Source organism: Thermodesulfovibrio sp. 3462-1, assembly GCF_040451425.1.
In the GTDB taxonomy this organism is placed as follows: Bacteria; Nitrospirota; Thermodesulfovibrionia; order Thermodesulfovibrionales; family Thermodesulfovibrionaceae; genus Thermodesulfovibrio; species Thermodesulfovibrio obliviosus.
The window spans coordinates 21726-44087 of sequence record NZ_CP144374.1 but is presented as its reverse complement, the minus strand read 5'-3'; the positions used below and the strand labels follow the sequence as shown (position 1 = coordinate 44087).

At 34.9% G+C, this 22362-nt stretch carries 21 protein-coding genes; 8 read left to right on the top strand and 13 right to left on the bottom strand.

The annotated features are described in order from the left end of the window. Positions 1–183: 183 nt before the first annotated feature. The 3 genes from V4D31_RS00195 to V4D31_RS00185 all read left to right on the top strand — a co-directional run bounded on the left by V4D31_RS00195 (position 184) and on the right by V4D31_RS00185 (position 4857). A complete protein-coding gene (locus V4D31_RS00195) occupies positions 184–2460 on the top strand; it encodes a GNA1162 family protein (RefSeq protein ID WP_353686229.1) in 2277 nt (758 codons plus the stop codon). Positions 2461–2475: 15 nt separating this feature from the next. Then, positions 2476–2754 carry a hypothetical protein gene (locus V4D31_RS00190; RefSeq protein ID WP_353686228.1) on the top strand — a complete coding sequence of 93 codons (279 nt, stop codon included), beginning with the start codon at positions 2476–2478 and terminating at the stop codon, positions 2752–2754. A gap of 222 nt (positions 2755–2976) precedes the next feature. Next, entirely contained in the window at positions 2977–4857 is a 1881-nt protein-coding gene (locus tag V4D31_RS00185; RefSeq protein WP_353686227.1) for an ATP-binding protein, read from the top strand. Here the strand turns inward: V4D31_RS00185 and V4D31_RS00180 are convergent. Genes V4D31_RS00180 through V4D31_RS00170 form a run of 3 tightly spaced genes read right to left on the bottom strand, consistent with a single transcriptional unit; the run spans position 4803 to position 7893 of the window. Further along, entirely contained in the window at positions 4803–5255 is a 453-nt protein-coding gene (locus V4D31_RS00180) for a TIGR00725 family protein (RefSeq protein ID WP_353686226.1), read from the bottom strand. The two genes, V4D31_RS00185 and V4D31_RS00180, sit on opposite strands and share 55 nt — an antisense overlap. After that, a complete protein-coding gene (locus V4D31_RS00175) occupies positions 5252–7573 on the bottom strand; it encodes an endonuclease MutS2 (protein ID WP_353686225.1) in 2322 nt (773 codons plus the stop codon). The genes V4D31_RS00180 and V4D31_RS00175 overlap by 4 nt, the downstream gene beginning before the upstream one ends. Beyond that, positions 7570–7893, bottom strand: a complete 324-nt coding sequence (locus V4D31_RS00170) for a YtxH domain-containing protein (RefSeq protein WP_353686224.1) — start codon at positions 7891–7893, stop codon at positions 7570–7572. The genes V4D31_RS00175 and V4D31_RS00170 overlap by 4 nt, the downstream gene beginning before the upstream one ends. A 74-nt stretch (positions 7894–7967) precedes the next feature. On the opposite strand from V4D31_RS00170, the gene V4D31_RS00165 reads away from it, so the two are divergent. After that, positions 7968–8261: a ferritin family protein gene (locus V4D31_RS00165; protein WP_353686223.1), complete on the top strand. Its 294-nt coding sequence runs from the start codon at positions 7968–7970 to the stop codon at positions 8259–8261. Here V4D31_RS00165 and V4D31_RS00160 read toward each other — a convergent pair whose 3' ends face one another. Next, on the bottom strand, positions 8262–9269 hold the full coding sequence (locus V4D31_RS00160) for a sodium:calcium antiporter (RefSeq protein WP_353686222.1): 1008 nt from the start codon (positions 9267–9269) through the stop codon (positions 8262–8264). Positions 9270–9316: 47 nt separating this feature from the next. On the opposite strand from V4D31_RS00160, the gene V4D31_RS00155 reads away from it, so the two are divergent. Genes V4D31_RS00155 through rlmN form a run of 4 tightly spaced genes read left to right on the top strand, consistent with a single transcriptional unit; the run spans position 9317 to position 13729 of the window. After that, entirely contained in the window at positions 9317–11593 is a 2277-nt protein-coding gene (locus tag V4D31_RS00155; RefSeq protein ID WP_353686221.1) for a vitamin B12-dependent ribonucleotide reductase, read from the top strand. A 48-nt stretch (positions 11594–11641) separates the two neighbouring features. Further along, positions 11642–12028, top strand: coding sequence for a co-chaperone GroES family protein (locus V4D31_RS00150; protein WP_353686220.1), 387 nt, complete (start codon positions 11642–11644; stop codon positions 12026–12028). Beyond that, a complete protein-coding gene (locus V4D31_RS00145) occupies positions 12012–12680 on the top strand; it encodes a TIGR00730 family Rossman fold protein (RefSeq protein WP_353686219.1) in 669 nt (222 codons plus the stop codon). The genes V4D31_RS00150 and V4D31_RS00145 overlap by 17 nt, the downstream gene beginning before the upstream one ends. Continuing rightward, the gene (gene rlmN / locus V4D31_RS00140) at positions 12677–13729 is read left to right on the top strand and encodes a 23S rRNA (adenine(2503)-C(2))-methyltransferase RlmN (RefSeq protein WP_353686218.1); all 1053 of its coding nucleotides are present in this window, start codon (positions 12677–12679) and stop codon (positions 13727–13729) included. Before V4D31_RS00145 ends, rlmN begins: the two co-directional genes overlap by 4 nt. Here rlmN and V4D31_RS00135 read toward each other — a convergent pair. From V4D31_RS00135 to V4D31_RS00095, 9 genes are all read right to left on the bottom strand, one after another. Beyond that, positions 13715–14479, bottom strand: a complete 765-nt coding sequence (locus V4D31_RS00135; protein ID WP_353686217.1) for a YkgJ family cysteine cluster protein — start codon at positions 14477–14479, stop codon at positions 13715–13717. The two genes, rlmN and V4D31_RS00135, sit on opposite strands and share 15 nt — an antisense overlap. A gap of 12 nt (positions 14480–14491) precedes the next feature. Beyond that, on the bottom strand, positions 14492–14893 hold the full coding sequence (locus V4D31_RS00130; RefSeq protein ID WP_353686216.1) for a secondary thiamine-phosphate synthase enzyme YjbQ: 402 nt from the start codon (positions 14891–14893) through the stop codon (positions 14492–14494). Next, the gene (locus V4D31_RS00125) at positions 14890–16053 is read right to left on the bottom strand and encodes an LL-diaminopimelate aminotransferase (RefSeq protein WP_353686215.1); all 1164 of its coding nucleotides are present in this window, start codon (positions 16051–16053) and stop codon (positions 14890–14892) included. Before V4D31_RS00125 ends, V4D31_RS00130 begins: the two co-directional genes overlap by 4 nt. A 132-nt stretch (positions 16054–16185) precedes the next feature. Next, a complete protein-coding gene (locus tag V4D31_RS00120) occupies positions 16186–16860 on the bottom strand; it encodes a TonB family protein (protein ID WP_353686214.1) in 675 nt (224 codons plus the stop codon). Positions 16861–16978: 118 nt separating this feature from the next. Continuing rightward, entirely contained in the window at positions 16979–17842 is an 864-nt protein-coding gene (locus tag V4D31_RS00115) for an HD domain-containing phosphohydrolase (RefSeq protein WP_353687103.1), read from the bottom strand. 29 nt (positions 17843–17871) lie between these two features. Beyond that, positions 17872–18579, bottom strand: coding sequence for a GAF domain-containing protein (locus V4D31_RS00110; RefSeq protein WP_353686213.1), 708 nt, complete (start codon positions 18577–18579; stop codon positions 17872–17874). A gap of 63 nt (positions 18580–18642) precedes the next feature. After that, positions 18643–19920 carry a phenylacetate--CoA ligase gene (locus V4D31_RS00105; protein ID WP_353686212.1) on the bottom strand — a complete coding sequence of 426 codons (1278 nt, stop codon included), beginning with the start codon at positions 19918–19920 and terminating at the stop codon, positions 18643–18645. Next, on the bottom strand, positions 19907–20350 hold the full coding sequence (locus tag V4D31_RS00100) for a 2-oxoacid:acceptor oxidoreductase family protein (protein WP_353686211.1): 444 nt from the start codon (positions 20348–20350) through the stop codon (positions 19907–19909). Before V4D31_RS00100 ends, V4D31_RS00105 begins: the two co-directional genes overlap by 14 nt. Further along, positions 20347–22164 (bottom strand): thiamine pyrophosphate-dependent enzyme, encoded by a 1818-nt coding sequence (locus tag V4D31_RS00095; protein WP_353686210.1) that lies wholly within the window; start codon positions 22162–22164, stop codon positions 20347–20349. Before V4D31_RS00095 ends, V4D31_RS00100 begins: the two co-directional genes overlap by 4 nt. Positions 22165–22362 lie beyond the last annotated feature (198 nt).

Genomic DNA, 22362 nt, shown 5'->3' with positions numbered 1-22362 from the left:
AGATAATGCGGGGTTTGTCTTAACCTCTGGGATAGAGGTATATGGTTATCCAGAAGAAGTAGAGTTTAAAGAGATCCGGTTATCATAATATTTCTTCATTTACTTTCAAAAGTTAATGTGAAAATTACCTTGCAATCATTGTCATAAAGCATTATAATTTGAAAAAAGCCTTAGGAGTATGTTATGAAAAAGCCTTTGTTTGCTTTATTTATTGTTTTATTTATTGCTTCCTGTGCTACCATGCCCGAGGTAAAAAAAGAGAGTCATCAAACAGAAATATCAGAGGAAGAGCTTCCAAAAACAGTTGCCATTCTTCCCTTTGAAAATAAAACAGAAGAGCTTGGAATAGCAAACCAGGTAAGAAAAGCCTTTTACAATCACTTTAGCTCTAAGCCTTACAGGGATATTGAACTGAGCATTGTTGATGAAAAAATAATTCAGCTTGAAAAATCAAAGGGCAAAAATATTCTTGAAATTCCACCAAAGGAGATATGTGAGGCTCTTGGATGCGATGGATTGATTTATGGTAGAGTTACTGACTACAAAAAAATTTATGCAGTTGCCTACTCACAGCTTGGCATAGAAGCTGAAGTCTGGATGATAAATACAAGGACAGGAAAAGAGGTTCTCAGACTGAAAGACTCTGTCAGATACCATGAGGGTGGAATTCCACTTTCTCCATTAAGTGCGGTCATGACAGCAATATCAACAGCAATGAACATAAGGGATATTCAACAGGTAAGAATGCTCAATGAACTTTGCTATAAATTCAATGAAAAAATTCCTTCACCATCTGGCATTGTTGAAGAAAGACCTGTAATTAAAGAGGTTATTACAAATGCCAAGGATTCTCCCTTTGGTAAAGGGAAGATCATAAAGGTTGGTTTAGAAGGAGACAGAGGAATGGTTGCCAGCTTTGATATTGGTAACTTTAAAAGAGGCATACCAATGAAAGAAACTCAGCCTGGAATTTATATTGGTGAATATGTTGTTATGCCCGATGATAATGTAAAAGAGGTTCCCATAATTATATCATTAAGAAAACCAGGCGGGTATGAAACTCAATGGATTGATGTAAGCGGATTTATTACAATTGACACAACAGCACCTCCTCAGGTAACAGGATTAAGGGCTAAAGGCTTTCATGATAGAATAGAAGTCTCATGGCAAGCTCTGAAAAATATCCCTGACTTAAAAGGCTATAAAGTTTTAAGAAGTGAACAACCACTTACAGGATTTCAAGAAATTGCAAGGGTTGAGCTTAATCTCTTTGAAGACAGAGCATTGGAGCATGGAAAAGTTTATTACTACAGGGTCATTGCATATGATACTGCGGGAAATGAATCGGAGATACAGGATGCTGTAAAAGCTTCTCTCACAACCAGACAACCACAGATAATCTCAGGAACAATTGAAAAAGATACAGTTCTTTCCGGAATTTATATTGTTAAGAATAGCTTTAGAATACCCAAAGGTTTAACACTAACAGTTGAGCCTGAGACAAGAATAATGTTTCATGAAGATTCTGAACTTATTGTTGAAGGCAAGATTGTCATAGATGCAAAGGATGCTTCTGTGGAGTTTATTTCAGCTACTGATAAAAAATGGAGAGGGATAGCTGTTAAAGAAGGAGAGGTAAACATAAACGGATTCAGGCTCAAAAATGCACATACGGGATTGATTTTAAATTCAGCCCGTGGTTTTGTTGAAAACGGAGTAATAACTGATTGTGATACAGGGATTTTAATATCAGGAATGCCCTCTGCCTCAATTAAAAATTCAACAATTTCAGGAAATAAAATAGGAATTGAACTCGTAAGAACCTCTTCTGCAATTTCCATGAACACCATATTCCAGAATGAGACAGGTATTAAGATTAACGAATTTTCGGGCGATTTAAAGGATAACAACATTTACGATAACAATGTGAATATTTCCTCAGAAACAATTTTAAAGATTGCGGCAAATTACTTTGGTTCGATAAACATTGATGAGATGAAGCTCAAAAATATTCAGGTAAGCAGTGTCTATAATCTTAGAATTCCTGAGGGAAAAGTTATAAATGCCATTGCAAATCCCTATTCAACTCTTTCTCAGCAAGAGAGGCAGAAAAAGGCAACAGAATTTGTTATTGAAGGAGGAAACTACTTCAGACAGAGAAACTATGGAAAAGCTGTAACACTTTTTGAAGAGGCACTTAAAGCCCAGCCAACTGCAGAGGTTTATTATTATATTGCTATCTGCTATCAGGAGATGAGAGAAGATGAAAAGGCTTTGAATTATCTTAAAGAGGGAGTGGAAAAATTTCCAAAAGATTCAACACTGCAAAGATCCCTTGGTTTAATGTATTATCAAAGGGGCATGGAAGATGAGGCAAAAAGGGTATTTGAAGAGGTTCTGAGACTTAATCCAGAGGACAGACAGATAAAATTTTTAATGGAAAGACTAATAATTAAATAATTCAGGAGGTTAAAAATGAAAAAATTAGTTTTGGCAATTTTTTTAATCGGACTGATGTTTACATTTGCTTCATCAGGTTTATCAACAACAAAATCCTTTGAGCAATCTAATTCATGCAATATTAACTCAGAAAATACTCTTCTCGCAGAAGCGGCAAACTGCTCTCAATGGAGTCTTCAACCAAATGGTTGCTATGAAAGGGTATGTTGCTGTGATAAAAATGGACAACATTGGTGTGAAAGATGTTGTCCTGATAAAAATGGCAAATGCGTTGCCTATAAAGTAAAGTGCTAATTATTTAATTAAAGCTGTTCAATAAAGATTAAATCTTATTTTGTCATAGCAGGTGACATGTTCTGAGCCCTTTAATTAAGCTCAAAGTAAACTCTGCGAGAGTGAAACCAAAGACATAGAAAAACTAAGATTTAAGAATTGGAAAGAATCAGTCTTGAAAATTTTTTTATTAGCAATCTTAAAGTAGCTAAAAAAATTTTTTAAAGATATACTTTAATAAAGATGGCAAAATTTACTTTAAGTATTAAGTGGCTTACTGTACTGGTAATGATAGCTCTGGCTACAGGCATTGCCATAACCAATTATTTAGTTTCTTACCATCTTTATGAGCAATATCTCATTCATCATATGAAAACAGTTTCATCTTTTTTTAAAGGAGAAGTTGAGAAATTAATGAGTCCTGTTGAAACTTTTCTTTATAACATTCAGGCTCTTGTTTGCTGTAAAATTTTAAACTTTAATGACATTGAAAAAACCAATAAATTTCTGATGGATTTTATGAAAAAGTATCCCTATGTAACATCAATAAATTACGGAGATGGGAAGGGAAATGGCTATCTTATTTTAAATGATAGAGACAAATGGCTTAACAGAATTAAAAAAGCAGAAGACCGAGGATATGTAGTATGGAATACTCTCAACAATGATGGAGAAATAATAAATAAAAGACGAGTTAAGGATAATTACGATCCACGAAACACACTCTGGTATAAACAGGCACTTGAACGCAATGATATTCAATGGAGTGAACAGTATCAATTCAGGACAACAAAAAACCCTGGAGTTACAGCTTCTTTACTTTTGTGTGGTAATTCAAAAGAAGTTGTTGGCATTGATTTAATGATAAAGGATATCTCTTCGTTTTTATATAAAGCCAAAGAGATGCTTCATCCAGAAGTAAAGCTTTATCTTATCTTAGACAACAAGTACTTAATAGCTTTTATTGATGAAATTACTCCTAAGCCAGGAAAAATTTATAAAGTTAATAAGGACCAGTTCCCTCTACTCTACCATGCCCTGTATTCAGGAAAAGATAAAATCAGTTTTCACAATCAAAAATGGTTCGTAAAAATAGAAAATTGGAACATGAAAAATAGAAAACTTTCTCTTGTAACAATGACACCAGAGATAGTCATTAAAAAAAGCCTATACATTCATCTCTTTTATCAGATTTTTACTTCTCTGGTTCTTATTTTTTTCGTGCTCCTTTATATTACAAAAAAATACATAAATCCCATAATTGAGATTTCAGGACAGACAGCTTATCTTGGATTTAAAGAGATATACCTTGAAAAATATTCTCAAAGAACAGATGAAATAGGATATTTAAGCAGAGCCATCTCTTTTGCTTCGTTAAAAATCCTTAAGACAAGAGAAATGGAAAGAAAAATGGAAGAATTTCACCATTTTGAATCTGTAAGGCGTGCTCTTGGTGAAGCAGTGCACAGATTTAAGGATTTAATCAACATAATTCATGGATTTGCCAGTATTGCTCAGCCAAAAGTATCAGAGGAATTTGTTAGAAATGCCTTTGACCAGATAATTAATGCATCAAAAAGGGCGATATATCTTTCAAAAGAAATCTTAAATGTTACAAGTGAAAGAAAATATGAGATGAAGGTCTTTGATTTAAATTCTCTGATTCAGTCAATGAAAACAAAGATAAATGCTACTGTTGAAGACCATATTAATGTAGTTTACGAATTATCAAGCATTCCCCTCATGGTTAAGCTTGATATTCAAGCCTTTGATGAAGTTTTAACTCACTTAATACTCAATGCCCGTGATGCCATGCCAGAAGGAGGAACAATAACAATAAAAACAGAAGCTGCTTCTCTGTTAGATAAAGAGTTTGCAGTTTTATCTGTAATAGATTCTGGAATTGGTATGGATGAGGCAACTCAGAAAAGAATATTTGAACCTTTTTTTACCACGAAAGGAGACAAGAGTATAGGACTTGGGCTTTCAATTGTTTATAAAATTATAAAAGGCCACGAAGGATTTATTGAAGTTGAAAGTGAGGTAGGTAAGGGAACAACCTTTAAAATTTATTTTCCCTTAATTAAGGATGTGGCAAGCCTAACAGCTTCTTCTGCTGAATAACATTCTATTATTCCAGGTATTTTCCATGTTTTAAGTCCTATGACTTTTTTACCAGTTTTTAATGCCAGAGCTATCTCACTGAGAGTGCCATACTCACCGCCAATGGCAATCAATACATCAGAGGCTCTCACTATAAGAGCATTTCTCATCTCTCCCAAGCCTGTAGGAATTGGAATTTTCACATAGGAATTGGCATCTTCTTTTTTAAGTGTTGGCAGTATTCCTACTGTAATGCCTCCTGCCTGAAAGGCTCCCCTGCTTGCTGCCTCCATTACTCCTCCTAAACCACCTGTAATAACAGTAATACCTTCCTTTGAAAGAAGTCTTCCTACCTCTTCTGCCAGTTCTAAAAGTTCTTTATCTGCTTTCCCTGCTCCAATGACTCCAACTGTTTTCATTTTATTTCAACCACTGTTACAGCATCTCCTCCTTCTTCAGCATTGCCCTTTCGGAAGCTTTTTACTGCAGGATGTTCCTTTAAGTAATCTCTTACAAAATCTCTTAAAATACCCTTCCCGATTCCATGAATAATAATTCCTGATGACGTCTCACTTAATGACAGTTTATTTAAAAATTTTTCTATAAGGGGAACTGACTCATCAACTCTTAAACTCCGAATGTCAAGCTTTGTAGTAATCTCCTCATCCTGCACAAAAGAAATATTCGATTTTTCTTCTTTTTGCTCTGGATTAATCTTTTCAAGCTCATCAATTTTTGCTTCTACAAACATTTTATCTGTCTGAATCTTTACTTTTTTATCTTCAATAAAAGCCACCTTTCCTGTAAGCCCGAGAGTTTTTACTCTTACAATATCACCAATCTGAATATTTTCAGGCACTCTTATTTCCTGAGACAGTAACTTTTTTGAGAATTCTGAAATTTTAAGAGATATTTCTTTAAGTTTTTTTCTATCTGCTTTTTTAGCTTCCTCATAAAGAATATTAACCTCTCTTTTCAATTTCATGAGCATATTATGAGCCTCTATTTTTGCCTCTTCAATGATTTTTCTCTTTTTTTCATAAGCAAGAGAAATCTCTTTTTCTAATTTCTCCTTTTCTGCAATGATGCTGTTTTTGATTTTTTCAATTTCATCAATTTTTTTATTATATTCAGCTTTAGCTTCTTCAAGCTCCTTCAAAAGTTTATAGATTTCTTTGTCCTGAGAGCCTTTTAATTCGTAAGCTCTCTTAATAAGCTTCTCAGGAAAACCATATTTTTGAGCAATCTGAAAGGCATAAGAAGGAGCTAAACTGCCAATGCTTAATTTATAAAGGGGAGACATGGTTTTTTCGTCAAAGAGCATAGAGGCTATTTCTATGTCTTCATTGGTTGTCGCAAAAATTTTAACTTTACTTAAATGGGTTGTCGCGAAGGTAAAAACTCCTCTGTCTTTTAAATCTTCAAGGATTGCACATGCCAAGGCAGAGCCTTCCTCAGGATCAGTATTTGTGCCTATTTCATCAAGAAGAACAAGACTATCAGAATTAGCCTCTTCAACTATTTTTTTGAGAGTTACTACATGCAAGGCAAAGCTTGAAAGATGCTCTTCAATAGAGTCTCCATGATAGAGGTCAACATAAATAGTTTTTACAAAAGGAATTGTGGAGGAAGGACTGGCAGATATGGGAAGTCCAGAGATAGCCATTGCAGTTAGAAGTCCTATTGTCTTCAGTGTTACAGTTTTGCCTCCTGCATTTGGTCCTGTAATTACAAGAACTTTTTTATTCCTCAGTTCTATCTGAAGAGGCACAACATCTCTGGAAAGCATCAGAACAGGATGTCTTGCATCAATTAGATTTATCATGATTTCTTTACTGAGTTGAGGAGCATGAGCATTAAATTTTCTGGAAAATTTATATATTGAAAGAATTTTATCAAAATAAATGAGTAATTTAAATTCTCTTTCAAGGGCATCACTGATTTGATGAATCTCAAAAGAGAGCTCCTTAAGTATTCTTGTTTCTTCAACTCTCTGTTCAATTAAAAGCTCTTCCAGTTTCTTGGATAAAGGCGTGATTTCAGCGGGTTCTATAAAAGCTGTTTCCCCTGAACGAGATATATCATGAACAATTCCTGCAACCTGTCCCTTTGAATCCATCCGAACAGGTATAACCCATCTGTTGTTTCTTTTTGTGATAAATCTGTCCTGAAGAAAAACCTGTATGTTTGGCCTGTTAATTATTTCTTCAAGCTTTTGTTTTATTCTTTCCTCTGTTATTTTTATCTGTTTTCTTATGTAATTCAGATACGCAGAGGCTGTATCAAGAATATTTCCCTCTTCATCAACGGTATTTTCAAGTATTGCAAGAAGATATGGTTGACCGATGGATAAACTGGTTTTAAGAATACTTTTTATTTTATCTCTTAAAAAAGAATAGTTTAAAAACTCATCAAGAAAAGGGGCTACTTTATCCAGAACTCTCAGAACCTTTAAAAATTGAGTTAACTCAGATGATTCAAAAATAGCTCCTTCTTTCTTTGCTCTATCAAGTAATTCAGAAATATCAGGGAAAAAAGATATTGGGAGCTCTTTTCCCTGATCAAGATATTTTTTTATTTCTTCAAATTCCTTAAGCGCCCTTTCTGCTTGTTCAAAGTCATCAAAAGGAAAAATCGCTTCAATAGCTTTTTTTGTAGCTGAGGAATTAGCAAACTCTTCTATTAAACTCAGAATTTTATAAAAATCTAAGTCCAGAAGAGCCTTTTTTTCAATCAATCAAGCTTCTCCAGAAGCTTCTTCTTTTTCTCATCAATTACTTTTGTAAGTTTTTCAATCTGATTTAAAATCTCTTTTTTAGCATCCTCTCCACGCTCTTTAATATCTTTGACTTTCTCTTTCAGCATTTCTGAGAATTCTTCAATCTCTTCATAAAGCTCTTCCGCTGCTCTGACAGTTTTTTTCTTAAGCTCTTTAGCTTTCTTTTTAATTTCTTTTCTTGTTTCTTCTCCTGACTTTGGTGCATAAAGAAGCGCAAAGGCTGCTCCAATTACCCCTCCTAAAAGAAACGCTGCTAAAATTTTGCCTTCCTCTCTCATTTTCGTCCTCCTTGATGTATTTGTTTAATTTTAACAAATTTTTATTGTATAATTAAAAAAAACGGAGGTGGCTTATGCTTTCAAAAATACCTTTCTCAATGGAAAAATTAGAACAGGGAGACATTACCAGAGAAATTTTAAGAATAGGGCTTATTGCAGAGCTTGATGCTATCAATCTCTATGAACAACTTGCTTCATTAACAAATGATGAAAAAATTAAAGCTGTTTTTCTTGACATTGCAAGAGAAGAAAAAACCCATGTAGGTGAATTCCTCACTCTTCTCCTTATGAATGATGAAGAACAGGAAGATGAGCTTGAAGAAGGAAAAGAAGAAGTTGAGGAATTGTTTGAGGAAGAGGAAGAATAGTTAAAAGGGTTTTATAATTATCAAAGCGTATATCAAGTAAAAAGAACCTGAAAAAATTAAAGTAAGAGGGGAAATCTTTTTTCTTATAAAGATTTCCCCTAAAATTATTGCTCCTGATAAAATTGCCAAAGAAGCGCTCAATAGAGCATAACCAGTAATATTCCAGTCTGTAAAAATAATCCCCACAGATACTGGAAAAGTTGACTGAAAAACCATTGCACCAGTTACATTTCCCATTGCGAGAGTATCTCTTCCTTTAAATGTCCATGTTACAGAGTTAAATTTTTCAGGAAGCTCAGTTGCAACTGGAGCAATCAAAAGAGCAAATAAAAGAGGATCAAATCCTATCTTTAGAGAAACATGCTCAAGCGTAGAGACAAATCCATGAGCACATTCAATCATTATAAAAAGAGCAAGTAAAACCTGGGCAACCGACAACAAAGTCTCAAATCTTTTTATTGGCAGAACTTTTCCAAAAATTTTATCAAAATAAAGTTTTTCCTCATGTAAAATTCCTCCACTTTCACTTTTAAAGGTCACATAAAGATAGGCAATATAACAAAAAACAAGTAAAAAAGCCACTACAATATGTTGTTTTATAAGCATTGGAAGAAAAATTCCTGATGAATACATAATAAGAAAAAAAATTAAATCTCTCTTTATTGTAGGAATTTCTGCTTCAAAAACAAAAGCTCTCCTTTTTGAAATGTATCCAGAAAGAACTGTCAATCCTATCAATAAAAATGCCAGAGTAGAAAGCATAAAAGGCGCACCCAGAATTGCGCCAATGCCAATGCTATGGCCTGCCTCTCCTTTATGTAATAATATTGCAACCAGAGGTAAAATTGTCTCAGGAAGAGCTGTTCCCACTGCAGCAAGTATGCTTCCTGTAACTGCCTGACTAAGGGAAAGCTTTTTCCCGAAGACTTCAACTCCATTTGTAAAAATTTCCGCACTTAGTAGTATCAACATTAGATTAAAAAGTAGTAGAAAAATATCTGCAGTCATGCTTAAAATTATAATCTAAAGTTTTATTTCTTAACAAGGAGAAGTAGATGGAAAAATTTAAGCTATCTTTACAATTAACACACAATGCAATAGAAGTTTTAAAAAGAAGGTATCTTAAAAAAGATGAAGAGGGCAAAATTATAGAAACACCAGAGGAATTATTCCATCGTGTAGCAACAGCAATTGCTCAAATAGACGCAATTTACGGCAAATCTGAAAAAGATGTCAATAAAACAAAAGAGGAATTCTACGAGCTTATGACAACACTTAAATTTTTGCCAAACTCTCCTACTTTAATGAATGCTGGAACTCCGCTCGGGCAACTTAGTGCCTGTTTTGTCTTACCAGTGGAAGACTCTATGGAAGGAATTTTTGATGCAGTAAAGTATGCTGCGATCATTCATAAATCAGGAGGAGGAACAGGTTTTAGTTTCTCTCGTCTCAGACCCAAAGGAGATGTTGTAGGCTCAACAAAGGGAATAAGTTCAGGTCCTGTATCATTCATGAGTGTTTTTGATTCTGCAACAGAAGCAGTAAAACAGGGCGGTCGTCGTAGAGGAGCTAATATGGGACTTCTAAGAGTTGATCATCCTGACATCGTTGAATTTATAAAATGTAAAGATGACCTTACAAAATTTACTAATTTTAATATCTCTGTTGGTCTCACTGAAGAGTTCATGAAAGCAGTTATAAATGATGAAGAATATGATCTTATAAATCCAAGAACACTGCAAACTGTAAAAAGGCTTAAAGCAAAAGAAGTTTTTGATCTTATTGTGCACCAGGCATGGAAAAATGGTGAACCAGGCATTGTTTTCCTTGACAGAATTAATGCTACAAATCCAACACCTGAGCTCGGTGAAATTGAAGCAACAAATCCCTGCGGAGAACAACCTCTTTTACCATATGAGTCCTGTAATCTTGGATCAATAAATCTTGCAAAGATGGTTAGAAACAACACTGTTGACTGGGAAGTTTTAAGAAGCACCGTATGGAAGGCTGTTCATTTCCTTGACAATGTAATTGATGCAAATAGGTACCCCTTAGAAATCATAGAAAAGAATACAAAGGCAAACAGAAAAATAGGGCTCGGAGTAATGGGCTGGGCTGATATGCTTGTTCAGTTAAAAATTCCTTACAACTCAAAGGAAGCTCTCAGTTTGGCAGAAGAGTTGATGAAGTTTATACTTCAAGAAGGAAGGAATGCTTCTCAAGAACTTGCAAAAGAAAGAGGAACCTTTCCTAACTATCCCAAGAGCATTTATTACGGAAAAATGCCTTTAAGAAATGCCACTATTACAACAGTGGCACCTACAGGAACACTGAGCATAATTGCAGGATGTTCTTCTGGAATTGAACCTCTTTTTGCAATATGTTTTGCAAGAAATGTAATGGATGGAACACGTCTTGTAGAAGTTAATTCTTATTTCAGAAAAGAGATGGAAAAATTAGGACTCTGGTCTGATGCTTTAGCTGAAAAGATAGCTGAAACAGGTTCAATTCAGGAAATTAAAGAAATTCCTGAGGAGATTAAAAAAATATTCGTTACAGCTCATGAAATCTCTCCATCTGAACATATTCGCATGCAGGCAGCATTTCAACAATATGTTGACAACGCAGTCAGCAAAACAGTAAATCTTCCAAATCATGCAACAGAGGAAGATGTAAGAGAAGTTTACCTTCTTGCCTATCGTCTTGGATGTAAAGGTGTTACTGTTTACAGAGATGGCTCAAGACAGGGACAGGTCATCCAGAAGACTAAAACAGAAGCTCAAAGCATTCCTTTAACTCTTAAACCAAGAAAAAGACCTGAGGTTCTAAAAGGAGTTACAAGGCTGATGAAAACAGGCTGCGGAAATCTTTATGTAACAATAAATAAAGATGAGGAAAGCAAACCCTTTGAAGTTTTCACAAATATAGGTAAAGCAGGTGGATGTGCTGCTTCTCAGGCAGAAGCAATTGGTAGACTTATATCTCTTGCTTTAAGAAGTGGTATTGAACCAGAGGAGATAATAAAACAGCTTAAAGGAATATCCTGTCATGCTCCTGTTTGGTGTAGCAGTGGTAAAATTACAAGCTGTTCAGATGCAATTGCAAAGGCAATAGAAGCCGAAATAAGAGAAAGTTCACATAGCAAAATGGGTGATTCAAAAGCTTCAGGTGATTCAGTAGCTCAAAGGGTGAGTCAAAATTCAAAATTAACAGTTCAAATTTCAGATGATGAAGCAGCTCATTATGGAGCATGTCCTGAATGTGGAAGTGCACTTTCTTATGAAGAAGGATGCGTTATCTGTCACAGTTGTGGATTTACCAGATGTAGCTGAGATAAAATAAAATTAAGGATTCAAGCACCTGCGAGTGATTTAAAATTTATGAAAACACAGAGAAAGTTAATAATAGTTGGAGACAGAGTTCTTATTGAACCAGATGAGAGAATGGAAACACGGGCAGGACTCTTTTTACCTCCTACTGTAAAAGAAAAAAACAAAGTTCTTGGTGGAAGAGTTATAAAAGTGGGACCAGGTTATCCTGTGAATGACATCTCAGTTGTGCTTGAAGAACCATGGAAACAGACAAACACTGAACCCATAAGATACATACCCCTTCAGGCTCAGGAAGGTGATTACGCACTTTTTCTTAAAGATGCAGGAATTGAAATAGAATTTGAGGAAAAAAAGTATCTAATTGTGCCCCATTCTGCAATTCTTGCCCTTATAAGAACTACAATTGTAGAGGATGAAGATGATAGAGGATTTTAAATCAACTGATACATGGCGAGTATTTAGAATTCAGTCAGAACTTGTTGAAGGCTTTGAAACACTTCATGGAATAGGACCTGCAGTTTCAATATTTGGAAGTTCCAGATTAACAGAAGAAAGTTTTTATTATCAAGAAGCCTTCAAGACGGCAAAACTACTCAGTCAAGCAGGATTTTCAATAATTACTGGAGGCGGTCCTGGCATCATGGAAGCCGCCAATAAAGGTGCAAAACTTGGCAAAGGAAAATCAATAGGCTTGAATATTGAGTTGCCTCATGAACAGTATCCTAATAAATATCTTGATATTTCTTTAAACTTCCGTTACTTCTTTGTTAGAAAGCTCATGTTTATAAAATACTCTATTGGATTTATTATCTTCCCTGGCGGATTTGGAACTTTGGACGAACTTTTTGAAGCACTAACCCTTGTTCAAACAGGTAAAATTCTTTCATTTCCTATAATTCTTTATGGCGCTGAATACTGGAAAGGGCTTCTTGAATGGTTTAAAAATTCACCTAAGAGCATTGGTGCAATAAGCCTTGATGACTTTAAATACTTTGAAATTATTGACAATCCTGAGGCAGTCTCCAGTTATCTTAAAAACTATCTCACAAAGCTTGAAGTTCCTATACCGCCTCTTCATCACGAATGATACTGAAAAATCTCAAGAATTACAATAATCCACAAATAGAAGAAATTATAAAAAACGAGCATCTTCCTTTATACAGAGCAAGGCAACTTATTCACTGGATTTATAAAAAATTTGCCACTTCAATTTATGAAATCACAGAATTACCTAAATCGCTTAAAGAAAGTTTATCTAAAGAATACTATATTGGCAACATTAAACTGATTGAAAGAAAAATAAGTAAGGATAGCACTGAAAAATTTTTGTGGGAACTGGAAGATAAAGAAAAAATAGAGAGCGTGTTAATTCCTGACAGAAACAGACTCACGCTTTGCATATCAAGCCAGATTGGCTGTCCTCTTAAATGCAGGTTTTGTCTTACAGGCAGGATCGGATTTAAAAGAAATCTACATGCATGGGAAATAGTTGATCAGTTTATTCAGGTTAGCAGGTTAATAAAAAATGAAAATAAAAAAATCACTAATATTGTTTTTATGGGAATGGGTGAGCCTCTGCTGAATTTTGAAAATGTTGTTGAAGCATTGTGGAGATTTAAAAATTTAATTGAATTTTCACCACGAAGAATCACTATTTCAACTGCTGGTATCATTCCAGCGATTAAAGAGTTACCCAAGAAGGCTCCTTCAGTAAAGCTTGCAATATCCCTTAATGCGTCTGATGAAAAAACAAGAACCTCTATTATGCCAGTGAATAAAAAATATCCACTCCGTGAGCTTTTAAAAACACTTAAAGAATATCCACTAAAACCCAGAGAAAGAATTACCTTTGAATATGTCATGCTTAAAGGAGTCAATTCCTCTGAAACAGATGCTTTAAGGCTTGCGCAAATGCTTAAAGGAATACAATCAAAAATAAACCTTATACCTTTTAATCCATGGGAAGGATGTGAATTTAAAAAACCAGATGAATGGGAGGTACTTAAATTTCAGCAAATATTGATATCCCATGGCTATTCTGTGTTTATCAGAAAAAGCAAAGGACAGGACATTCTCGCAGCATGTGGACAGCTAAAAGCCCTCTATCTTTGTAGCACAGCTTCAACTATGCTTTAACTTCATCGTCTCCTTAATCATCAAAAGAAATTTTACATAGTCAAATCCAAAATTCATTAACTCTGTTTCGTCTTTCTTCATCTTTTCCACTCTTTCCTCAGAAACATCAAAAACCTGAAGAAATCTACTTTCAAAAACAAATCTTCTGAAAGCATCAATATCATAGCAAGCCATATAAAAAGCCTTAGCTTTTCTTTCATCAAGTCGCTCAGGTTTTAAATTTCTCTTAAAGAAAAGCTCCTTCCATCCTCTGTTCATATCATCATAAAGGTCAACTCCTTGATCCTTTCTCCATTCAGCCACTGTCCATTCTCTGTCTTCATTAAAGCCTTTGCAATGAGGCTCTTTAACAAAAAAATAATGTTCCTCTGTAATTCCATCTGTAAAGTCAAATTTTTTAAGAGACACCTGTCCTATAGGATAATATCTGCATGTAGCAGGCCTGTCTTCATAAACCGAACATCCTGCCTCACATAGAAAAGGGCAGGTTTTTTCTTCATCATCATTTTTATTCAAAAAAACAAATGGATAACCGCTCTTTGGTTCAATAAAAACATAGGTATACTTCATTAAAAACTCACCTGAAGAAATACCAAATCTATTTTTTAATCTCATTATGTCAAAGGGAGTTAGCATTATATCAATATTTTTACAACAGCTTTTGTAACAGGAAATGCCTGGATAACAGCGAAACTTAAACTTTGATTCTTCTGTAAGCTCCTCTGGAGCTATAGCATTAATGTTTAACATTATTCCTCCTCTTTAATTCTCTTTAATTATTTTTAAATAAACTTTTCTTGTTCTTGGTCCATCAAACTCACAGAAAAATATGCTCTGCCACTGTCCTAAAAGGAGATTACCATCTTCAATAAAAACAGTCACTGATGAACCTACGATTGTTGTTTTAATATGGCTGTCTGCATTGCCTTCCATGTGAAGATATCCTGCACCATAGGGTGCAATCTTTTTTAATGCATTGATGATGTCCTTTTTTACTGAAGGATCAGCCCCTTCGTTAATGGTTATGCCTGCTGTTGTGTGAGGAACATATAGGTAACACACTCCGTTTTTAATTCCACTGTCTCTAACAGTCTTTTCAACTTCATCTGTAATATCAACGAATTCTTCTCTTGAAGAAGTTTTTACTGTCAATGTTTTCATCACAGCTTAAGCCTCCTTATTCTTTCTACCGCTTCTTTTATTCTTTCCTTAGACTGTGTAAGGGCAAATCTTATGTATCCTTCTCCATATTCACCAAATCCCACTCCTGGTGTACATAAAACCTCAGCTTCCTTTAAAAGCTTTGCAACAAAGTCAATTGAATTTGTTCCACGTGGAACTTTCACCCACAGATAAAAGGTTGCCATAGGCTTTTTAACATCAAATCCTACGGCTTTAAGTCCTTCATATAGAATATCTCTCCTTTCTTTGAAAATATCTCTAATTCCTTTTAAAAAGCTATCATCTGTCTGAAGAGCAACTATACTTGCCTCCTGAATTGCCTGAAAAACACCAGAGTCAAGATTTGTTTTAACTTTACCAAGCCCGGAAAGAATATCTTTATTTCCAACAGCAAATCCTATTCTCCATCCTGTCATGTTATAAGTTTTTGAGAGAGAATGAAACTCTATGCCAACCTCCCTGGCTCCCTCTGTCTGCATAAAGCTGAGAGGCTTTTCTTCATAATAAACTTCAGAATAAGCTGCATCATGACATACAATAATATTATATTTTTTTGCAAACTCAACGACTTTTTTATAAAAATTTTCATCAGCTACAGCAGCCGTTGGATTGTTAGGGTAGTTGATAAACATAAGCTTTGCTTTTTTGCATACATCTTCAGGAATAATGTCAAGGTCTGGCAAAAATCCTTTCTCTTCTTTAAGAGGCATAAAATATGGAATACCTCCTGCAAACTTTGTCCCAACTGGATAAACTGGATATCCTGGATTGGGCACTAAAACAACATCTCCTGGATCAACAAAGGCAAGAGGAATGTGCCCAATGCCTTCTTTTGAACCAATAAGACTTAAAACTTCCTTTTCTGGGTCAAGTTCAACATTAAACCTGGTTTTATACCAGTCTGAAACAGCTTTTCTGAAGGAAAACATTCCTTCATAACTTGGATATCTATGATGCTCTGGTTTTTCTACGGCTTTTTTCATTGCCTCTACAATATGGGAAGGAGTTGGAATATCAGGGTCTCCAATGCTTAAATCAATTAAATCTGCTCCCTTTGAAAGAGCTTCTCTTTTCATCTGATCAATTGCTGCAAAAAGATAAGGGGGCAAAGTTCTGATCCTTTCAGAGTACTGAATCTGCATAATACCTCCTGAATCATTGATTGTTTATTTAGTTTACAAAAAAATCAGTAATATTTCCAAATATTTTACCTGAACTTAAACTGTCCTTAGGTGCAAGGAATCTCTGAGAAATTCCAACATTAAAAAATATTGCTATTTTAAGACAAATCTTACAGGAAGGATGGCTCGGCAGGGGACTGGTTTACCATTTTTAGTGGCAGGTGAAAATTTTGATTTTTTTACTGCTTCAACAGCAGATTCTGTAAATCCATACGGAGCTCCTTGTATGACTTCAATGTTTATAAGTTCTCCCTTTTCATTAAGAGTAAGCCTTAAAATAACTCTTCCTTCCTTGCCAAGTCTTCTTGCAATCTGTGGATATACAGGAATTGCTCTGTGAATAAATTTTGGACCATAAGCTGTTCCAAATTCTGTATCAATCACTCCAGTTTTTTCTGTTGTTGAATGATCTGCAGAACTCAAACTGCCTGAACCTGTGGTTGCTGTAGTTTGATTTGATGATGCAGGCTCAATAACCATAGTTTTTTCTGTTTTAGAATTATCAACTGGCGCATCCTTCTTAGATTCAACAGTTGATTGTTTTTTCAATAAAGGCGCAAATGCTTTCAATGTTTTTTTGTGAGGCACATTAGGCATGCTTAAAGTTTCATGACTTTTTTGTAACTCTTCATTTATTATGAAAATTTCAACTGCCTGGCGTTCCTGGTTTAACCTGGCAAAACTTGAAAGTGTAATAAAAAACAAAATATGTAAAAAAATAGACAGCAAAATGAAATACTGCAATTTATTTACATAAAGTATTTTCATCTCTTATCTGAAAAACTTTTTTAAAACAAAAAAGCCATGAAAGCTTACTGAACCTTCATGGCTTTAACTTATCCTTCAGGACAAGCTTGAAAATTTTAAAATATTTTCCAAATTCAGGTCAAATTTTATTCTGCATTATTTCTAAAAAAATCTTAACAACCTCTGGATCAAAATGAATACCTGATTGAGAAACAATATACTGCAAAGCTCTTTCTTTGCTCCATGCAGGTCTGTAAGGTCTTTCATTTGTTAAAGCATCCCATACATCTACCACTGCAAATATTCTTGCAGAAAGAGGTATTTCTTTGCCCTTAAGCCCTCTTGGATATCCTGAGCCATCCCATTTTTCATGATGATAAAGCAGAATTTCAAGAGCAGGCAAAAGATATTCAACGCGGCTGAGCATATTATATCCGTATTCAGGATGTTTTTTCATAATTTCCCATTCCTCTGAACTTAAAGGACCTGGCTTAAGAAGAATATTATCAGGAATTCCAAGTTTTCCGATATCATGAAGCAAGGCTCCCCATCTCACATATCTAAGTTTTTCACCTTTTATTCTAAATTTTTCAGCAATTTTTACTGTAAGCTCTGTAACTCTTTGAGAATGTCCTTCTGTCTCCTTGTCCCTTAAATCAAGAGCAAAAGAAAGGGCTTCAATAGTTTGGTCATAAGCTAAAAGAAGATCTTCTTTTGCACTCTGAATCTCAGACAAAATGTTTGCATTTTCCACTGCTATTGAAATTTGTCCTGTCAATGTTTCTAAAAAATTAAACCACTCTTCATCATGATTTAATTTTTTTCTCTGAAAAAATTCAACTACTCCCAGAAGCCTTCCCTTGGATATCATTGGACAAACATAGTAGTCTTCAAAACCTTGCATTTGCATAAGCATTTTTCTTAAGGGTTCATCCATTTCTTGTTGGCTTACTTTTAAAATTTTTCTTTCTCTGGCTGCTTTTCCAGGAATAAACTGTCCTATTTTTATTCTCTGCTTTTTAAATTCATCATTTAATAAGCCTCTTTGACTTTGAAATAAAGTTCCTGTGTTGCTTCATCAAAAATAAGGATGCTTACAGCATCTATATTCAATAAATTAACGGCTGCATTAATAAAGACATCATAGATAACTCTTATATCAAAGCTTGAAATTATTGACAGATCAATATTTCTTAAAGCTGTAATCTTATTCAATCTATCAATTGACTGCTCAAAGAAGAGAGCATTTCTGAAGGCAATACCAAGAATTTCACTAAAGGAGACAAAAGCTTCAATTATCTTAGAATTAAAAAAATTTTTCTTGTTAGCATATAAATTCAAAGCTCCAAAAACTTCTCCATCAGCTATAATTGGGAAAGAAGCTGATGACTTAAAACCATATTTTTTAGCAGTTGAAAGCCAAAGTTTATACTGAGATGATTCTATATCTTGAAGAACCTGATATGTTTTAAATCTTATTGCTTTCCCAGTAGGACCTGATCCGTATTCAGATTCATCCCATCTTACCTTTATCTTTCCTGGATATGGATGCTCAGGAGGATATTGAACAAAAACACTTACAGAGCCATCCTTCTGCTTTTTACCAATCCAGCAAAGCTTTAAATTGAGTTCTTCAACACAAAGTTTAGCAACAGCCTCTGCTCTTTCTTTAAGAGTTAAGCCTTTAATAACCTGCTTTGTTACTTTATAAAGAGAATTTAAAATTTTATTTGCTGTCATTGCGTCAACATTGTCAGCGCCTTCAACTTCTCAGGCATTCTTAAAAATGTTCCACGTGGAACATTAAAATTTCTTTCTCTTGTCTATAATTCTTACTGCCTTGCCAGGAACTCTTTGAATTGTTCCCTCTGGAACAACCTGAATTTTACTGTGAAAGCCTAAAAAGTCATACAATTCAAGATCAAGATGTTCAAGTTCTTTTTGTGTAATCCCATTGTCTGCTTTTTCGATAATAATTGTCATTTCATCCTTGCCTTTTACTGTTTCTATGACAAGCTGGTAATATGGAGAAAGACCTTTGTATTTAAGCAAAATCTGTTCAACCTGTGAAGGATAAAAATTAACTCCTTTAACCTTGAGCATGTCATCAGTTCTTCCTCGAATTCTGCTTACACGAACATGAGTTCTTCCGCAATCACATTTTTCATAAGATAAAATACTCGATATGTCTCTTGTGCGATATCTGATTAATGGCAATCCTTCACGAGTAAGAGTTGTTATAACCATTTCTCCTTCCTGCCCCTGAGGCAATGGCTCTCCTGTTTCAGGATGGATAATCTCAACAATATAATGGTCTTCCCATACATGAATTCCTGCCCGTGCAGGACAATCAATTCCAAGGCCAACTCCACCTGTTTCAGTAAGTCCAATTATGTCAAAGGTTTTTACTCCCATGTCATCTTCAATCCTGCGCCTGTATTCATCTGACCATGTTTCAGCACCAAGTATGGCAACTCTGAGCTTAGTTTCTCTAAAATCAAATCCAGCTTCACGAGCAACTTCAATAAGCCTTGCAGGATAAGAAGCAATTGCTCCTATAGCAGTAACTTCAAGCTCTTTAATAAGTTTAAGCTGCATTAAAGACCTTCCTGCGCCTGCAGGAACAATAAAACAACCAAGAAGCTCAGCTCCGTAGTGAAAACCAAAGCCGCCATTGAAAAGTCCAAAGGAAGGCATTATCTGAATTCTATCCTTTTCAGTAAGACCAGCACAACTGAGACACCTTGCCATTATCTCTGCCCATTGTGCAATGTCTCCTTTTGTCATTGCATTTATCACTGGAATTCCTGTTGTTCCAGAGCTCATATGCATTCTTGCACACTCTGAAACATCACGAGCTATATGTTCAAAGGGATAACAATCTCTTAACTCATCCTTTGTTGTAAAAGGAAGAAATTTTAGATCATCAAGGCTTTTTATATCTTCTGGCTCAATGTGTTTATATTTTTCCTTAAGTTTTGACTTTGAATTTTTAAGATATTTTAAAGTTTTTCTAAGTCCTGTAAGTTGAATTTTTTCGATCTCTTGTCTTGGTAGTGTTTCTTTTTCAAGATTGAACATATTCGCACCCCTTTATAAAGGATTTTTTATTTTCATCATCGAGAATACTTATAAAGTCATCACAACTGAATAATTTTGTTTTCTGAACAAATACTCCAAGCAGAAAAGTATTAACATAACGCACTGGCACAGAAGTCATTGCTTTTTGTATTTCTTCTTTGCTAAAAATGAAGATTTTATCACCGAAACTTCTTGCATAATCTAACAAATCCTCACTTAAAAGAATCACCATATCAGCACTGCCTCTTCTTACAGTCCCGCTCATTCCTTCACCTATTTTCATCTGAATCTCAACTACGCCACCCTTTTTAGCCATTCCCTTTATTTCTGTGGAGCGGACCATAACTGCCTTTTTAATTGCAGCTTTGGCAATCATCTTTGAAAAAAATATGACACCCTGTCCACCTTTTCCAACTATGACCAGTTTCATTGCAATTCATTCCAACCTTTAAAATAAACTATTGCCTTTGCAGGACATACATGAATACAACATCCGCAACCTATGCAAAGGATTTTATCAATCTCTGCCCTGCCTTCATCTTCATTAAAAATTATTGCAGGACATTCAAATTCTACGGTGCAAATTCTACATCCTTTACATAGTTCCTTAGAAATCTGAACATTATACTTTGGATTAGCACTAAGTCCTTCTTTTGTATTAATGCATGGATGCCTGAATACAATCACCGCAGGTTCTTTTTTCTTAAGAACTTTTTTTGCCTCCTTAAGAGTTTTTATTGAAATATCAAAATCATAGGGATCTACAACATGAACAAAGTTAACTCCTATAGCTTTTACAAGATTTTCAATAACAATTGGCATTACAGGCTCACCGGAAGAGCTGAATTCATCAGAGAGAGTCTTCTGATTTCCTGTCATAGCAACTGTTTGATTATCAAGAATTACAACTAAAAAAGGCACTCTATAGTGTACTGCATCAATTAATGGTGGAATGCCTGAATGGAAAAAAGTTGAATCACCAATTATTGAAACAACATCCTGCTCTTTCTGTCCCAGCTCAAAAGCTTTTCTGAAGGCAAAACCAAAAGAAATACTCGCTCCCATATTCAAAACTGTATCAGTAACTCCAAAATTAAGTGCAAGGGTGTAGCAACCAATGTCTCCAGCATATATTGCTTTTTTACCAAATACTTTTTTCACTGCAAAAAGAGCTGCTCTGTGAGCACAACCAGGACAAAGAGAAGGTCTCTTAAGCGGAGGGACAGTGAATGTTTTTCTCCTTTTAATCAAGCCAAATTTCTCAAGAATTTCCTCACAAACCTCTGGTGTAAGCTCTCCTTGCTTAGGGACAATCCCATTTCTTCTTCCCTCTGTATCAAGCTGTAACTCAATTAAAGGATAGGATTCTTCAACAGTAACAATGCGATTGAAATTTCTATTAAAATTAATCATTTCCTTTGACAAAGGATAGGGAATATCAAATTTTGCAAGAGTAACTTTGTCATTTAACCCATATTCTTCAATGAGTTCATAAAGATATGCAAATACAGCACCACTTGAAAGAATGAGAATGTCTCCACTGAAAAACAGCTGAGGTTTGTTTCTCTCTGCAATCTCATCAATTTTTTTGTTTAAAATCCTGTGAAGTTCGAGCCTTTGCTTTGGTGTTGCAGCAAATCTGCTTAAGTTTTTTGACCATTCTTTTGATGTTTTAAAAACAGGATTTAAATCCAACCCTACAACTTCTTCCTCTATCTGCACCACTGCTCTTCCATGAGAAATTCTTGTAGTGCTTCGGAGCATAACTGGTATGCTGTATTTTTCGCTTAATTCAATTGCTTTCTTTGCAAAATCATAAGCTTCCTCTACAGTTGAAGGATCTAAAACTGGAATCTTTGCTGCCATTGCCATAAAACGGCTATCCTGCTCTGTTTGAGATGCATGAGGACCAGGGTCATCAACACTTATTACTACAAATCCTGCTACTGTTCCAACATAAGCAGAATTCATAAATGGATCCATTGCCACATTAAGACCTACCTGCTTCATTGTGACAGCACTTTTTATATTTGCAAGGCAAGCTCCATAGGCTACTTCATAGGCTACTTTTTCGTTAACTGCCCAGTCAACAAAGGCATTCAATGACTTCTCTTTAACAATATTTTGTGCTGTTGGAATTATCTCACTTGAAGGAGTTCCGGGATAGCCTGTGATAAATCTTACTCCAGCATGAATCAATCCATAAGCAATTGCTTCATTACCAGAAAGATACTGTTTCAACATCTTTATATAATAAGAAAAATTTGACTTCTCACGCAACAGTAGCAAACAACTTGAAAAACTCTGCAGAAAATTACTCTCTTAGGCGATTTTAAAGATTGGTAATAGTTCTTAACAAAGTAGAGTTTGCACAGCTGCAACTGTTTGAACTCGAAAGGGTGAGTTTTGCAGCTGTAAAGTATGGTAAAATGTTTAAAGTAA